At 65.4% G+C, this 14,921-nt stretch carries 17 protein-coding genes; 7 read left to right on the top strand and 10 right to left on the bottom strand.

The features are described from left to right. Positions 1–65: 65 nt before the first annotated feature. Together ACQR1D_RS24130 and ACQR1D_RS24125 are read right to left on the bottom strand one after the other, a co-directional pair. Positions 66–1,028, bottom strand: coding sequence for a D-2-hydroxyacid dehydrogenase family protein (locus tag ACQR1D_RS24130; protein ID WP_315804515.1), 963 nt, complete (start codon positions 1,026–1,028; stop codon positions 66–68). 124 nt (positions 1,029–1,152) lie between these two features. Continuing rightward, positions 1,153–1,371, bottom strand: coding sequence for a hypothetical protein (locus ACQR1D_RS24125; protein WP_315804516.1), 219 nt, complete (start codon positions 1,369–1,371; stop codon positions 1,153–1,155). Positions 1,372–1,675: 304 nt separating this feature from the next. Here ACQR1D_RS24125 and ettA point away from each other — a divergent pair, with 304 nt between their 5' ends. The 3 genes from ettA to ACQR1D_RS24110 all read left to right on the top strand — a co-directional run bounded on the left by ettA (position 1,676) and on the right by ACQR1D_RS24110 (position 5,372). Beyond that, the gene (gene ettA / locus ACQR1D_RS24120; protein WP_315804535.1) at positions 1,676–3,325 is read left to right on the top strand and encodes an energy-dependent translational throttle protein EttA; all 1,650 of its coding nucleotides are present in this window, start codon (positions 1,676–1,678) and stop codon (positions 3,323–3,325) included. Positions 3,326–3,470: 145 nt separating this feature from the next. Then, positions 3,471–4,052 (top strand): TIGR00645 family protein, encoded by a 582-nt coding sequence (locus tag ACQR1D_RS24115; protein ID WP_315804517.1) that lies wholly within the window; start codon positions 3,471–3,473, stop codon positions 4,050–4,052. Between the two features lie 72 nt (positions 4,053–4,124). After that, positions 4,125–5,372, top strand: a complete 1,248-nt coding sequence (locus tag ACQR1D_RS24110) for a lytic murein transglycosylase (protein WP_315804518.1) — start codon at positions 4,125–4,127, stop codon at positions 5,370–5,372. Positions 5,373–5,454: 82 nt separating this feature from the next. Here ACQR1D_RS24110 and ACQR1D_RS24105 read toward each other — a convergent pair whose 3' ends face one another. Both ACQR1D_RS24105 and ACQR1D_RS24100 read right to left on the bottom strand, forming a co-directional pair. Further along, on the bottom strand, positions 5,455–5,736 hold the full coding sequence (locus ACQR1D_RS24105) for a hypothetical protein (RefSeq protein WP_315804519.1): 282 nt from the start codon (positions 5,734–5,736) through the stop codon (positions 5,455–5,457). A 214-nt stretch (positions 5,737–5,950) separates the two neighbouring features. Then, positions 5,951–6,271, bottom strand: a complete 321-nt coding sequence (locus tag ACQR1D_RS24100; protein ID WP_315804520.1) for a hypothetical protein — start codon at positions 6,269–6,271, stop codon at positions 5,951–5,953. Between the two features lie 169 nt (positions 6,272–6,440). Here ACQR1D_RS24100 and ACQR1D_RS24095 point away from each other — a divergent pair, with 169 nt between their 5' ends. From ACQR1D_RS24095 to bfr, 3 genes are all read left to right on the top strand, one after another. Continuing rightward, positions 6,441–6,710, top strand: coding sequence for a hypothetical protein (locus ACQR1D_RS24095; protein WP_434839202.1), 270 nt, complete (start codon positions 6,441–6,443; stop codon positions 6,708–6,710). Between the two features lie 187 nt (positions 6,711–6,897). Continuing rightward, a complete protein-coding gene (locus ACQR1D_RS24090) occupies positions 6,898–7,182 on the top strand; it encodes a (2Fe-2S)-binding protein (RefSeq protein WP_315804522.1) in 285 nt (94 codons plus the stop codon). Between the two features lie 120 nt (positions 7,183–7,302). Then, a complete protein-coding gene (bfr, locus tag ACQR1D_RS24085) occupies positions 7,303–7,788 on the top strand; it encodes a bacterioferritin (protein WP_315717837.1) in 486 nt (161 codons plus the stop codon). Positions 7,789–7,881: 93 nt separating this feature from the next. On the opposite strand, the gene ACQR1D_RS24080 is transcribed toward bfr, so the two are convergent. From ACQR1D_RS24080 to ACQR1D_RS24060, 5 genes are all read right to left on the bottom strand, one after another. Continuing rightward, positions 7,882–8,193, bottom strand: a complete 312-nt coding sequence (locus ACQR1D_RS24080) for a DUF3240 family protein (protein ID WP_315804523.1) — start codon at positions 8,191–8,193, stop codon at positions 7,882–7,884. Then, complete coding sequence (locus ACQR1D_RS24075; RefSeq protein WP_434883945.1) at positions 8,190–11,264, bottom strand: efflux RND transporter permease subunit; 3,075 nt, start codon at positions 11,262–11,264, stop codon at positions 8,190–8,192. Before ACQR1D_RS24075 ends, ACQR1D_RS24080 begins: the two co-directional genes overlap by 4 nt. After that, complete coding sequence (locus ACQR1D_RS24070) at positions 11,265–12,386, bottom strand: efflux RND transporter periplasmic adaptor subunit (RefSeq protein ID WP_434894095.1); 1,122 nt, start codon at positions 12,384–12,386, stop codon at positions 11,265–11,267. Positions 12,387–12,549: 163 nt separating this feature from the next. After that, on the bottom strand, positions 12,550–12,903 hold the full coding sequence (locus tag ACQR1D_RS24065) for a hypothetical protein (RefSeq protein WP_315804358.1): 354 nt from the start codon (positions 12,901–12,903) through the stop codon (positions 12,550–12,552). Positions 12,904–12,924: 21 nt separating this feature from the next. Beyond that, on the bottom strand, positions 12,925–13,986 hold the full coding sequence (locus ACQR1D_RS24060) for an alpha/beta fold hydrolase (RefSeq protein ID WP_434894094.1): 1,062 nt from the start codon (positions 13,984–13,986) through the stop codon (positions 12,925–12,927). 96 nt (positions 13,987–14,082) lie between these two features. Between ACQR1D_RS24060 and ACQR1D_RS24055 the strand changes: the two genes are divergently transcribed. Then, entirely contained in the window at positions 14,083–14,355 is a 273-nt protein-coding gene (locus tag ACQR1D_RS24055) for a DUF2277 domain-containing protein (RefSeq protein ID WP_316177828.1), read from the top strand. 30 nt (positions 14,356–14,385) lie between these two features. Here ACQR1D_RS24055 and ACQR1D_RS24050 read toward each other — a convergent pair whose 3' ends face one another. After that, the gene (locus ACQR1D_RS24050; RefSeq protein ID WP_316177830.1) at positions 14,386–14,913 is read right to left on the bottom strand and encodes a collagen-like protein; all 528 of its coding nucleotides are present in this window, start codon (positions 14,911–14,913) and stop codon (positions 14,386–14,388) included. Positions 14,914–14,921: the final 8 nt, after the last annotated feature.

The following is a 14,921-nucleotide window of genomic DNA, read 5'->3' as shown; positions in this document are numbered from 1 at the left end:
GCTGATCACGTTGAAAACACCCTCCTCGGAGGGTGTTTTGCTGTGAGGGCCGCTCTCGTCTGCTTTTAAGCCAGCCGGCGCGGCGGCTCGGCCCCTGCGAGCCAGGTGGCGATGCAATCGACCATCTGGCCGTAATGGGCGCGAAAACTCTCCTCGGTGACGTAGCCGAGATGTGGTGTGAGCACGACGTTGCCGAGCCCGCGCAGCGGATGGGTGACCGGCAGCGGTTCCACCGAGAACACGTCGAGCCCGGCACCGGCGATGCGCTGGTCGCGGAGCGCCTGCAGCAGCGCGGCCTCGTCGACGATCGGCGCGCGCGAGGTGTTGACGAGATAGGCGGTCGGCTTCATGCGCGCGATGTCGGCCGCGCCCACCAGCCCACGTGAGCGATCGCTGAGCACGACGTGGACGGTGATGACATCGGCGGCGGTGAACAGCTTCTCCTTGGTCGCGTAGCCTACTCCCGCCGCCTCGCAGCGTTCGGGCGTCAAATTGGGACTCCAGGCGATCACGTTCATGCCGAACGCCTTGCCGAGCTCTGCGACCTTGGTGCCGAGCTTGCCCAGCCCGATTACGCCCAGCGTCTTGCCCTCGATCTCCACGCCGCCCAGCGCCTGCCAGGGCTCCCCGGCGTGCATGCGCGCGTTCTCCTGGCCGATCCTGCGCGTCAGCTCCAGGATCAGGCCCATGGTGAGCGGTGCGGTGGGGTCACGGCCATATTGCGTGCCGCAGACGACGACGCTGCGTGCCTTGGCGGCCTCCATGTCGATGGCGGCGTTGCGCATGCCCGAGGTGATCAGGAGCTTCAGCTTCGGCAACCGCTCGATCAGGGAGCGGGGCAATGGCGTCCGCTCGCGCATCGCGCAGATGATGTCGGCATCGGCGAGCGCGCTGGCGGCCGCTTCCTCGTTGCCGAACGGCTGTGTGAAAGCCGTCACATCCACCCTGTCGGCCAGCCGGGGCCAGTCGGCTAATGAGAGGGCTGTATCGTAATAGTCGTCGAGGATCGCACAGCGCAGCCGTGTCATCGGCAGGGTCCATTCATCGGGGGACGGCGGCAATGGTGAATGCCGTCAGGAATGGAGCCATGCTTGCGCGCAACGGGCTGGTTGCGCAAGGCATCGTGACGCTCTTACGCAGACCCAGGCGACGTCAATCGAGGCGGGACTTCAGCCGGAACGCGGCGTCATGGCCGTACTTGGCGCGCCAGGCGGGGCCGGGGCCGCGCATGTAGTGCAATTCTGGCCGGTACGGGTTGAAGGCGCGCGCGACGAATTCGCGCCAGAAGCCGCGGATGTCGTCCGCGATCCCGGATCGGTCTTTGCGGTGTGCCGCCGAAGCGGGCAGGGAGGCTGACGTGAAGGCTGCCATGACGGGCTCTCGCTGTTGTCGGTCGCGGCTTTTGCCGCTTGGGCACGCGGGTCTTGCGGGCCGAGACCGAGTGTCCCGCCGAATTAATTAAAAGATGGTTGCAATTGTCGTGATCGGCCGCACACAAGGTGCCGGACCCGTAATCGTCCGTGGACGGCAGGCCGGGCCGGCGCGAAGTTTGACCGGGATTCTCCCGGCATTTGTTCCGGCCGAGACCGGCTCGCCGGTTGCCCTTTGGGGACCGCGCGGTTACATCAGCGGCAACCATTTTCCGAAAATTCCGGCAGGCTTCAAGGGACACGCGATGGCGCGCCAGTTCGTCTACTTCATGCAGGGTCTGTCCAAGACCTACCCGACCCGCAAGGTGCTCGATAACATTCACCTGTCGTTCTATCCGGACGCCAAGATCGGTGTGCTCGGCGTCAACGGCTCGGGCAAATCGACCCTGCTCAAGATCATGGCCGGCATCGACAAGGACTATACCGGCGAGGCCTGGGTGGCCGAGGGTGCCCGCGTCGGCTATCTCGAGCAGGAGCCGCAGCTCGATCCGAAGCTCACGGTGCGCGAGAACGTCATGCTCGGCGTCGGCAAGCAGAAGGCGATCCTCGATCGGTACAACGAGCTGGCGATGAACTACTCGGAAGAGACCGCCGACGAGATGACCAAGCTGCAGGACGAGATCGAGGCGCAGGGCCTTTGGGATCTCGACAGCAAGGTCGACCAGGCGATGGATGCGCTGCGCTGTCCGCCCGACGATGCCGACGTCACCAAGCTGTCCGGCGGCGAGCGTCGCCGCGTCGCCTTGTGCAAGCTGCTGCTCGACCAGCCCGAGCTGCTGCTGCTGGACGAACCGACCAACCATCTCGACGCTGAATCGGTGTCCTGGCTCGAAGGTCACCTGCGCAATTATCCGGGCGCGATCCTGATCGTGACCCACGATCGCTACTTCCTCGACAACGTCACCAGCTGGATCCTGGAGCTCGATCGCGGCAGGGGCATCCCCTACGAGGGCAACTATTCGTCCTGGCTGCAGCAGAAGCAGAAGCGGCTGGAGCAGGAGGGCCGCGAGGATGCCGCGCATCAGCGCACTTTGGCGCGTGAGCAGGAGTGGATCGCGGCGTCGCCGAAGGCCCGCCAGGCGAAGTCCAAGGCGCGCTACCAGCGCTATGAGGAGCTGCTCAAGAAGGCCAGCGAGAAGCAGACCCAGACCGCGCAGATCATCATTCCCGTCGCCGAGCGGCTCGGACAGAATGTGGTCGATTTCGACGGGCTGTCCAAGAGCTTCGGCGATCGCGTGCTGATCGACAACCTCACCTTCAAGCTGCCGCCGGGCGGCATCGTCGGCGTGATCGGTCCGAACGGCGCCGGCAAGACCACGTTGTTCCGCATGATCACGGGACAAGAGAAGCCGGATGCCGGCACCATCACCATCGGTGAGACCGTGCATCTCGGCTATGTCGACCAGTCGCGCGACGCTCTCGACGGCAACAAGACGGTATGGGAGGAGATCTCCGGCGGCAACGAGCTGATCCTGCTCGGCAAGAAGGAAGTCAACTCGCGCGGCTATTGCTCGGCTTTCAACTTCAAGGGCGCCGACCAGCAGAAGAAGGTCGGGGCACTCTCGGGCGGTGAGCGCAATCGCGTGCATCTCGCCAAGATGCTGAAGTCGGGCGCCAACGTGCTGCTGCTCGACGAGCCGACCAACGATCTCGACGTCGACACCTTGCGCGCCCTCGAAGAGGCCTTGGAGGATTTCGCCGGCTGCGCCGTCATCATCAGCCACGACCGCTGGTTCCTCGACCGTATCGCGACCCACATGCTGGCCTTCGAGGGCGACAGCCACGTCGAATGGTTCGAAGGCAATTTCCAGGACTACGAGAAGGACAAGATGCGCCGTCTCGGCCAGGACAGCGTGATCCCGCACCGGGTCAAGTACAAGAAGCTGACGCGCTGATCTCAGGACATCGCGAGGCGCGACGCTGTCTTCGTTCCGGGACAAAGCGTCGCGCCCAGGCTGCGGCCAGTTGTCGCTTCCATGTGCGACGTGATTGCGTAGATAGTCGTTCCGCAATCCCATCCAGCCGCGAGAAAATCCCATCATGTCTTCCCCCGACGCGACCCTGTCCTCCAAGGGCGGAGCGCTGCGCCCCATACCCATGCTGATCTTCGGCTCGCGCTGGCTGCAGCTGCCGCTCTATGTCGGGCTGATCATCGCGCAGGGCGTCTATGTCGTGCTCTTCCTCAAAGAGCTCTGGCACCTGTTCGCCCACGCCTTCGATTTCTCAGAGCAGCAGATCATGCTCGCGGTGCTCGGCCTGATCGACGTGGTCATGATCTCGAACCTGCTCGTGATGGTGATCGTCGGCGGCTACGAGACCTTCGTGTCGCGGCTCAATCTGCAGGGCCATCCGGACGAGCCGGAATGGCTCAGCCACGTCAATGCCAGCGTGCTGAAGATCAAGCTCGCCATGGCGATCATCGGCATCTCGTCGATCCATCTGCTGCGCACCTTCATCGAAGCCGGCGCGCTGTCGTCAGGCAAGTCGAACTACACCGAGACCGGCGTGATGTGGCAGACCATCATTCACACGGTCTTCATTCTCTCCGCCATCGGAATCGCCGTCGTCGACAAATTGTCGAATGCCGCGATCGAGGAGGCGAAGCAGGCGGCGGGGCATTGAGCGGAAGAGTCGGGTTCCGGCGCATGGCCTGCTGACGTTCACAACCGCCGCGAGCCATGCTAACCCTATTGCATGGCTCGGCAGTTGCTCTTCGGTTTGCGCAGGCTCGTCCTGATTGGTGTGGCGCTCTGCATCCTCGGCGATGGCCAGGCGAGCGCCGCCGACGGCGACTTCACGCAATTCGTGGCTTCGCTCTGGCCCGAGGCCAAGGAGCAGGGCGTTTCGCGCGCGACGTTCGATGCCGAGACGCGCGAGCTCGAGCCCGACTACAAGCTTCCCGACCTGCTGCTGCCAGGCCGTCCGGCAACAGGCGCTCCGGCGCAGGCCGAGTTCGTGCAGGTGCCGGCCGACTACATCAAGGAAGCCTCGATCGCGCGGCTCGCCGCGTATGGCCAGAAGCTGATCCAGCAATATCGTCCCGCGCTCGCCGAGATCGAGCGCCGCTTCGGCGTTCCGGGACCTGTCGTGCTCGCCATCTGGGGCCGCGAGACCGATTTCGGCCGCTACGCGCTGCCCTACGATGCGCTGCGCGTGCTGGCGACCCAGGCCTATGTCGGTCGCCGCAAGGACCAGTACCGCACCGAATTCATCATGGCGCTGAAGATGCTGAGCGACGGCGTGGTGTCGCGCCGCGATCTCAGGGCGTCATGGGGCGGGGCGGTCGGGCTCACACAGTTCCTGCCGTCGGAGTACTACAAGCACGGTGTCGATCTCGATGGCGACGGCAAGGTCGATCTCTGGCATTCGGTGCCGGACGCGCTGGGCTCGGCGGCGCTGCAGCTTGCGAACAAGGGCTGGCAGCGCGGCGTGCGCTGGGCCTACGAGGTCAAGCCGCCGGCAAATGTGGACTGCGCGATCGGCGTGCCGGAGGTGAAGAAGCCGATCGGCGAATGGCTGCGCGCGGGCTTCGTGCCGGTGCGCGGCCAGCGGTTGAGTGCTGCCGAGCAGCAGCAGCCGGCGTCGCTGCTGCAGCCCGAGGGCATCTATGGTCCGGCGTTCCTGACGACGGCGAACTACTTCGTCATCAAGGAATACAATTTCTCCGATCTCTACGTGCTGTTCGTCGGTCACCTCGCGGATCGCATGACGAGCCCGGCCCCGTTCGCGACACCATGGTCGGCGTCGAAGCAGCTTCGGAGCAAGGACGTCGAGGCGATGCAGAAGGGCCTGATGCGGCTCGGTCTCTACGGCGATAAGCTGGACGGCAAGGCCGGCATGCAGACCCGTGCCGCACTCGGCGTATTTCAGAAAAAGGCGGGCCTGAAGGTCGACTGCTGGCCGAGCGAATCAGTGCTGCAGGCGATCGACGCCGCGCGCTGATCGAGTGAAATCAGCCGAGCAGGCGGGCAGCAAAAAGCCCGGCCGCAGGGCCGGGCTTGTTGCGAGCTATGCGTCGTCGGGATCAGTAGCAGACGCGAACCGGGCGGGACACCCAGCCATAACCGTCCCAATAGCGCTCACGACGCCACACGCACGGCGGCGGGCCCGGCGGAGGGGCTTCGACGTAGACCGGACCGCCATAGGCCGGACGGCTGGACGCGATCGCGCCGCCGAGCAGGGCGCCGCCGATCAGGCCGGCAGCCACGCCGGCACCGACGTCGCCGGCCTTGGCGGCCGGTGCCGTCATGCTCAGCGAACCGGCGATGGTCGCAACCGCAAGCACTGCGGTCAGGATCTTCTTCATGTTCCGAGATCTCCTGGAAGGCGCCCTCGCGAGCGCCGGGTTGGTGATTCACGCACGATCAGGGCCGTCAGCGTCGCGAGAAAACACGACAATCCGTCAACCCTTCGTAAACTCTGTCCGACCTGATGCGACGGAAAAACGGTTTTTTCTGGCCGTGTCAGCCGCCGTTCTCGAAATTCCGGTGCAAGGTCATGGAATTAATGAAGGTGAACGATCACTCGCAAACCCGGACGCGGCGAATCCGCCAGCCGTAGCCGTCCCAGAAGCGCTGGCGCTGCCAATAGCAGGCGTAGCCAGGATCGGCGATGTAGGCAGGCCCGCCGTAATAGGAGTAGCCCGGCCCGTAAGAATATCCGGGCCCATAGTAATAGGGATTGCTGCCCGCAGCGATGGCGCCACCGATGAGGGCGCCGCCGAGCAGGCCGGCAGCGACACCAGCGGCGACACGACCATTGCGCGCTTCAGCAGGAGCAGGGGCCAGCGCTGCGGTCGACAGCGTCGCGACGGCGGCCAGAGCCGCAAGAGTCTTCTTCATGACCTTAACCTCTCTCACTCCAGGTCGGCGGATCGCGCATCAGGCGATACGGCAGGTTCACACATCCCGCTTGAATGATCAATGAACGGGCGCGTCCCATTGGACGACCCATCTCCGGGATACGTTCAATGCTGCATTGCACAAAAGTCGCCGCCGGTCAGGAGCAGGCATGACCCCCGTGATGACGATCGTCGTGGCCATCGGATTGACCTCGGCCGCCTGCTACGCGCTGCTGGTTCGCGCCGGCCGCCGGCCCCACCACCGCCGCTCGTCCGCGGACAGCACCAGCGTCGATTCCGATGGGGCGTCCAGCTCCAGTCAGGGGAGCGGTGTCGCAGGTTGGTTTTCCAATACCTCGTCGGACGTGATGGGAAACCCGATCGACGGCGGAGGTGACAGTGGCGACGGCGGGGGAGGGGACGGTGGTGGGGGCGACTGAGTTGCAGCGGCTTGATCGCCGCCCGCCCATATTCGGCGGCAACTTTGATCTGCGGCAAGCTCGTATAGTTGGAGGCATTCTAGATTGATCGGGAAATTGGAATAGCTTCAAAAGCGCCGTTTTCCCTTTGCGCGGGTAGCTGCGGATGACTATCGATACCTGACCAAGGACGATTGGCCGGTTTCTCATGATTGTTTGTTCCTGCAACGTCATCAGCGATCACGACATCCGCAACGCGGTAAAGTCCGCGGACGAACTGCCGCGGAACCCCAAGCAGGTCTACGGTTGCCTGGGGTGCAGCGCGGAATGCGGCCGCTGTGCGCGCACGATCAAGACGATCATCGACGAGGCGCTGGGTCCCTGTGCCCGCGCCTGCCAGGCCGGCTGTCAGCACGGCCACCATCATGGGACGACGCCGGCGAAGGCGATCGATGACGACCTTCAGAGCCGTTTCGCGCTTGCTGCCTGCTGACAGGCATTGCACTCGGTCGCGTCGTTCTCCGCCCGAAAAATGCACATGAACGGGGGTCGTCTCCGCACTTCGAACCTGTTATTGAGCGCCTGCGGCCTCTAACTTTTTCGGAGCTTATCCATGCAGGGCGACCCCAAGGTCATCGAATATCTCAACAAGGGATTGCGCAGCGAGCTGACTGCCATCAACCAATATTGGCTGCACTATCGCCTGTTGAACAATTGGGGCCTTCTCGACATGGCGAAGGTCTGGCGCAAGGAATCCATCGAGGAGATGGAGCACGCCGACAAGTTCACCGACCGCATTCTCTTCCTCGACGGCTTCCCCAACATGCAGGTGCTCGATCCGCTGCGCATCGGCCAGAACGTCAAGGAGATCATCGAATGCGATCTCGCCGCCGAGATCGGTGCGCGGACGCTGTATCAGGAGGCCGCCACCTATTGCCACGGCGTCAAGGACTACGTGTCGCGCGACCTTTTCGAGCAACTGATGAAGGACGAGGAGCATCACATCGATTTCCTCGAGACCCAGCTCGACCTCATCAACCGCATCGGGCTCGAGCTCTACACGCAGAAGCACGTCGGCGGCCTCGAGAGCGAGCACTGACGGCGGCGGCGAGGGGGCAGTCCGCTTCGGAACGGGGCGATTCAGGGCTGGTGTTTCAAGCCTTGAATCGACCGCCTTCGACCTCGGGCGTGCCTACTGGATGATGCCGAAGGCGGTGACGGGCACGACCCAATAGACGAGCTGCGTTCCCGCAAACGCGCTCCTGAGCCGCTCCAGTAGCCGCTCGAGATCCTCTTCCGGCAACACGATCCGCACGACGACCTCGTCGGCATGTCCTTTCACCCGCTCTGCGGCGCTCCGCAGCCGGACGCGCGCGCCGTGTCCGGCCGCTTCCGAGGCGGTGAAGCCCGTCACGAGATCGGTCTGCTCGCTCAGATGGTCGAGCACCTCGCTGTGAAGCGCATCCGGCACGATCAGGGTCAGGCACACGGCTTGGCTGCTCATGTCGCTTCCTTCGCAGCGGCGCCGTAGCGACGATACAGGATCGGCAACAGGATCAGCGTCAGCAGCGTGGACGACAGCAGGCCGCCGATCACGACGATCGCGAGCGGACGCTGGACCTCCGATCCGGGCCCCGATGCAAACAGCAGCGGGATCAATCCCAGCGCCGTGATGCTCGCCGTCATCAGCACAGGCCGCAGCCTGCGCTTGGCGCCTTCGACCACGATGCGCTGCTCGGGGACCCCGTGAGCGCGCAACTGGTTGAAGTAAGACACCAGCACGACACCGTTGAGCACCGCAATTCCGAGCAGGGCGATGAAGCCGACCGAGGCCGGGACGGACAGGTACTCGCCACTCAAGACCAGCGCGAACACGCCGCCGATCAGCGCAAAGGGAATGTTGACGAGGACGAGCAGGGCCTGGCGCACCGAGCCGAACGTGGTGAAGAGCAGCACGAAGATCAAGCCGATCGCGACCGGCACCACGACGGACAGACGCGCGGCCGCACGCTGCTGGTTCTCGAACTGCCCGCCCCATGTCAGCCGATAGCCGGACGGCAGCGGCAGCTCGGTTGCGACCCTTTGCTGGGCCGCCTGGACGAAGCCGACCATGTCGCGGCCGCGGACATTGCTGCGAACCACGCTCATGCGGTTGCCGTCCTCCCGGTCGATCTTCACCGGGCCGTCGACGCGCTGGATGCGTGCGACCTGAGAGAGTGCGACATGCTGGCCGGACGCAAGCGTCAGCGGCAATGCCGCCAGCATCGTGGGCGCCTGCCGCGTGGCCTCGCTGCCGCGGACCAGGATCGGCGTCCGGCGTCCCTCCTCGAGCGCGGTGCCGATCGTCCGGCCTTCGATCTGCGTGCGCAGGGAGGCCGAGATCGAGTCCACCGTGAGCCCGAGGCGGCCCGCCTCCATGCGGTTGACGGCGATCGTGTAGTACTGCGCGCCTTCGTTGAGCGTCGTGTAGACGTCCTGGGCGCCGTCGATGTCGGACATGATCGCCGACAGCTTGGCTGCGATCTCGTTGAGCTTGGTGATGTCCGGGCCGAAGATCTTCACCGCGACGTCGCCGCGCACGCCGCTGATCATCTCCTGCACGCGCATGTCGATCGGCTGCGTGAAGCTGAGCGAGACGCCGGGAAAGCCGGTCAGGACCTCGCGAAGCTTCTCGAGCAGGGCATCCCGATCGCTGGTCTGCCTCTGGTCCGCCGGCTTAAGCACCAGGAACGTGTCGGTCTGATTGGGGCCCATCGGATCGAGCCCGAGCTCGTCGGAGCCGGTGCGCGCGATGATGCCGGCGACGTCGGGCACCTTCATCAGGGCCGCCTGCAGCCGGGCATTGATGGCGAGGGACTCGTCGAGATTGACGGACGGCAGCGTCTCCACGCTGACGATGACGTCGCCTTCGTCCATCGTCGGCATGAAGGTCTTGCCCAGCTGGGTGTAGCCATATCCTGCGGCAACGAGGCCGACCAGCGCCGCTATGATCACCTTGCGCTCGTTCCCGAGCGCCCAGTCGAGCGCGGGTGCATAGACGCGCTGCGCTGCGCGGATCAGCAATGGATCGTCATGCGACGCGGATGTGAGCACGAAGGATGTTGCGACCGGAAGCACCGTCAGCGCCAGCAGCAGCGACGCGGCCAGGGCGAAGATGATCGCCAGCGCGACCGGAATGAAGAGCTTGCCCTCCAGCCCCTGCAAGGTCAGCAGCGGAACGAACACGATGATGATGATCAGGACGCCCGAGGCGACCGGCTGCAGGACCTCGCAGACGGAGCGGTAGACGATGTGGATCAGCGGCGTGGTGCTTGCGTGATCGTGCTTGGCGAGATTGCCGACGATGTTCTCGACCACCACGACCAGCGCGTCGATCAGCATGCCGATTGCGATCGCAAGGCCGCCGAGACTCATCAGGTTGGCGGACATGCCGACAGCCCGCATCACGATCAGCGCCATTACGATCGCGAGCGGCAGGCTGAGCGCAATCACCAGCGAGGCGCGCCAATTGCCGAGGAACAGCAGCAGCAGCACGACGACGAGCACCGTGGCTTCGCCCAGCGCCCGGACCACCGTGCCGACGGCGCGGTTGACCAGCCGGCTGCGGTCGTAGAACACGTTGATGGTGACGCTGCTCGGCAGCGACGGCTTCAGCTCATCCAGCCGGGCCCGAACGTCGCGCACCAATTGTCCGGCGTTGGCGCCGCGCAAGCCGAGCACGAGCCCCTCGACCGTCTCGCCCTTGCCGTCTTTCGTGACGGCGCCATAGCGGGTGAGGGCGCCGATCTTGACCCGCGCGACGTCGCTGACCCGGATCGGGATTCCGTCGCGGGTGTCGACGATGATCGCGCGGATGTCGTCGATGCCGCGGATGCTGCCCTCGATGCGGACCAGCGCGCTGTCCTCGCCCTGGTTGACCCGCCCGGCACCGTCGTTGCGGCTGTTGGCCTCGATGGCCTTGCGAAACAGCTCGGACGAGATGCCGCGCGCCGCCAGCGCATCGTTCCGCGGCACGATTTCGAAGGCGCGAACATAGCCGCCGAGCGCGTTGACGTCGGCAACCCCGGGCACCGTGCGCAGGGCCGGGCGGATGACCCAGTCGAGCAAGGTCCGGCGCTCGGCCAGCGACAGATCCGGACTGTCGATCGTGAACATGAACATCTCGCCCAGCGGACTGGTGATCGGCGCAAGGCCGCCGCTCACGCCCTCGGGGAAGTCGCGCGAAATGTTGGAGAGGCGCTCCGACACCTGATTGCGGGCCCAGTAGATGTCGGTGCCGTCCTCGAAGTCGACGGTGATGTCGGCCAGCGCATATTTGGTCGCCGAGCGCAGGATCTTCTTGTTCGGCAATCCGAGCAGCTCCAGCTCGATCGGAACCGTGATGCGCTGCTCGACCTCTTCCGGCGTCAGGCCGGGGGCCTTCATGATGATCTTCACCTGGACCGGCGAGACGTCCGGAAAGGCATCGATCGGCAGGCTCGGCAGGACGACAGCGCCCGCGCCGATCACCAACAGCGTGCTCAGGATGACGAAGAGCCGCTGCGACAGCGCGAATGCGACCAGCCGCTGCAGCATCTACTGCCCCAGTCGCGAGAGGATGCCGCGCAGCGCCGAGATGCCGCCGATGGCGATCTCGTCCTTGTCCGTGAGGGGGCCGGCGATGACGACGTGATCCTGATCCTCCGCGAGCAGCGTCACGGGGACGACCCGGAAACCGCCTTCCGTGGCGACGAACACCGAGGTCTGCTCGCCGCGACGGACGAGGCCGCTATAGGGAATCTCCCATGCGCTTTCGCCTGCCGAGATGAAGCCGATGCGAGCGGCCGCCATCTGTCCGGAATGCAGCTCGCCATTGTTGGGAATCTCGGCGCGGACGAGAATGGTCTGCGTGGCGGCATCCGTGGTCTCGGACACCAGGATGACCTGGCCCGGTGTCGCATAGCCTTCGATGTCGACCTTGGCGCCGGTCTTGATGGCGCCGATGTTGGTCGCGGGAATCGCGATCTCGGCCCAGAGCGGCGACAGCCGCGCGAGCTTCACCAGGGACGCGGCCTGCTCCAGGCGCTGGCCCGGCGATACCGCGATCTCGACCACCGACGCAGCACGCGGCGCGGTGACGGTAAGCGTGGCGCTGATCGCCGCATCGCTGCTAAGCCGGGAGATCGCCTCGTCGGACAGACCGCTGATGTGCAGCATCTGCCGGCGTTCGGCGACGACGATGCTGGCCTGGCGCGCTTCCGCCTGGCTCGACTCCAGCACGCGTTGCGGGATGGCCTTGCCTTCGAACAGGTCGGCGTTGCGCTTCAGCTGCTGAGCCGCGAGGCCCTCCTGGGCCAGCGCATGCAGGTAGTCGCGCTGCAGTGAGACGAAGCTCGGACTTTCCAACGTAAGCAGCGGCTGTCCGACGGCCACGCGATCGCCGCGGGCGACGGCGAGGTTGGTGATCATCCCCGCGACCGGCGCGCTGACGACCCACAGCTGAGGCGTGGGAATGACGATCTGCGCGGGATAAGGCAGCGTCCTGTCCATCCGGCTGGAGATCGGATGCGTCACGCGCACGCCGAGGTTCTGCGCCTGGCTCGGCGTGAGCTTCAGCTCATCATCGCCTGACGCGGCGCAAGGCCCGACGACGAGAGCCAGCGCGAGAGCTGCGCGGCACAGACGGGCCGCAGACCGGTGGAGGAATCGCTTGGGCATCTCGACTAGGAATCTTCAGGTGCATGCATGACACATTCTATACACTATTTCGGCAGATTTCCGCGACTGTTGACTTGGGTCAATCGGAGCTGGTCACGAACCCGGGAGGTTACTTCTCGTACCGCCAACGAGTCGCATTGGTGGCATCGCACGCGCCAGCGTCTCACACGGCATCGGCTGGAACGAAACAGCTGATGATGATGTCGCCGCGGTGATGGACGTACCACACCACGGCTTCGCCGATCGGGTTGCCGCGGTCGCGGATGATGGCGCGCTCCGGTACCGCCATCCATCGGCCCTCGATCGGTACCCAATAGGTGCCGTCGCGCACGTCATAGGTCGTGCGGTGGCCGTCGGAGATATCGCAGCACGGCACGCCGTTGGGCGCGATCACGCTCTTGAACCACGCGCGAATGTCGGGCGGGACATTGTCGAACTGCCCGTTGTCGAAAGCGGCCGCCACGGTCGCGCAGGCGAGCGAGCCGATCGTGAGAGCAGCCACCACCATCCTGCGCATGCGCTGCTCCCTTTCGTCGATCTACATGCCGCGCTGCGGCGCCGTCGCCAGCAAGTCGCGCAGCGGCTCGGCGTAGAACTTCGCATTCCCGGTGGTCAGGTGGCCGCGCGTCGCGGCCGAGGTCGGGATGAGAAAGAGCTTGCCGTTGGCGACGCGCTTCATCGCGTCCACGGTCACGCCGGTCTCCGGCGGGTTGCGCTCGTCGTCGGCCGAATTGATCAGCATCACGGTCGCCTTGATCTTGTCGAGATCGGCGGACGGATTGTAGTCGTGCGAGGAATCCCACTGATAGATGAAGTCGTTGGCGTCGGCGGAGATCGGCGTGGCGAGCCGCTCCTCGACCAGCTTGTCGGCCTTGGCGGCGGTCGGCGCCGCGAGCTGATAGGCGACGGTGCCGCCGGCCGAGGCGGTGGCGTAGGCCGTGACGGCGTATTTCATCATGCGCGGCTGTGCGGTGTAGTTGCCGCCGTTGTAGTCGGGATCGTTGCGGATCGTCTCCAGCATCAGCCGGCGCAGCATCCAGTTGCGGGCCGCCATTTCGGTCGGCTGCGAGGCCATCGGCACCGCCACGTCCATGAACTCCGGATAGCGCGTGGCCCACACCCAGCTATGCATGCCGCCCATCGAATTGCCGATCACGAGCCGCAGGTGCTTGATGCCGAGCCCCTCGGTTAGCAGACGGTGCTGCGCGTCGACCATGTCGGCATAGTCATAGGCGGGAAATTTCGTCTTCAGCCCGTCGGAGGGCTTTGACGATTTGCCGTGGCCGATGCTGTCGGGGATGATGATGTAGTACTTCCTCGCGTCGAGCGGCTGGTCCTTGCCGAACAATTCGCCGGCGAAGGTCGGCACTAGCATGCTTGCGCCGGAGCCGCCGGTGCCATGCAGCACCAGCACCGGCTGTCCGCTCGGCTCGCCGACCGTCGTATAGTGCAGCCTCAGCTCCGGCAGCGTTTCGCCGGTGTGAAACTTGAAATCCTTGACGACGAAGTCGCCCTGCTTCGGGGCGGGATAGTCGGCGGCGCGGGCCGGCGCGCAAAAAACGATGACGGCGGCAAAAACGGCGGCAAGCGGTCGAAACATGGACTCCCCCTGATCAAGCGCAGCTCTTCCGGCTGCGTCGGGGGCATGATAGCACGGTCCGCGACCTGGTTCAGTACCGGATTGATGGGACCCATCATGTGCCGCAACATCAAGACGCTGTTCAATTTCGAGCCGCCGGCGACCGAGGCTGAAATCCAGGCCTCGGCCCTGCAGTTCGTGCGCAAGCTGTCCGGCTTCAATGCGCCGTCGCAGGCCAACGAGGCCGCCTTCACCCGCGCGGTCGAGGAGGTGGCCGACGCCGCGCGGCGGCTCCTGACCTCGCTGCACACCCAGGCGCCGCCGCGCGACCGCGAGATCGAGGCGGCCAAGGCGCGGGAGCGCTCGGCGGCCAGGTTCGGCCCGCGCTGAGGCCCGCCGCACCCGGACGCAAGCCGAAGCTCAGAAGCCCTCATCGTCGTGGTCGTCGCGGCCCTCGGCGTGTTTCTCGTGCTTCTTCTTTTTCTTGCCCTTCTTCTTTTTCTTCTTCTTCGGGAGGTCGATCTCGTGCGGATCGTCGTCCTCGAAGGCCTCGTCCAGCGCATCGTCATGCGTGGTGGCGGCGAAGATGTCGCGCACCGCGACCAGCTCGGCCTCGCGCTCATGCGCCTCGCGATCCCGCGCGCGCTTGTAGTCGTCATAGGCGGCGAAGATCTGCTCCAGCCAGGGCATCAGCTGATCGATCGTCGGCAAGGTGCCCGGCGGCCCCGGCTCGCCCTGCGGACCTTGCGGTCCGGCAGGTCCCGGCTTGCCGGGCGGACCGGCCTCGCCGCGCGGCCCCTGCGGACCGGGCCTGCCTTGCGGACCCGCCTTGCCGTCGGGACCGGGCTTGCCGCGCTGACCATCCGGTCCGCGCCGCCCGGGCTGCCCTTGCGGGCCACGTGGACCCACCAGGCCCTGCAGGCCGCGTCCGGCCGGATTCTTTGCCACTACCGCAA

The organism is Bradyrhizobium sp. HKCCYLRH2047, from assembly GCF_051168175.1.
GTDB lineage: Bacteria > Pseudomonadota > Alphaproteobacteria > Rhizobiales > Xanthobacteraceae > Bradyrhizobium.
The sequence above is the reverse complement of the archived record's forward strand: the minus strand, read 5'-3'. Positions and strand labels throughout refer to the sequence as shown.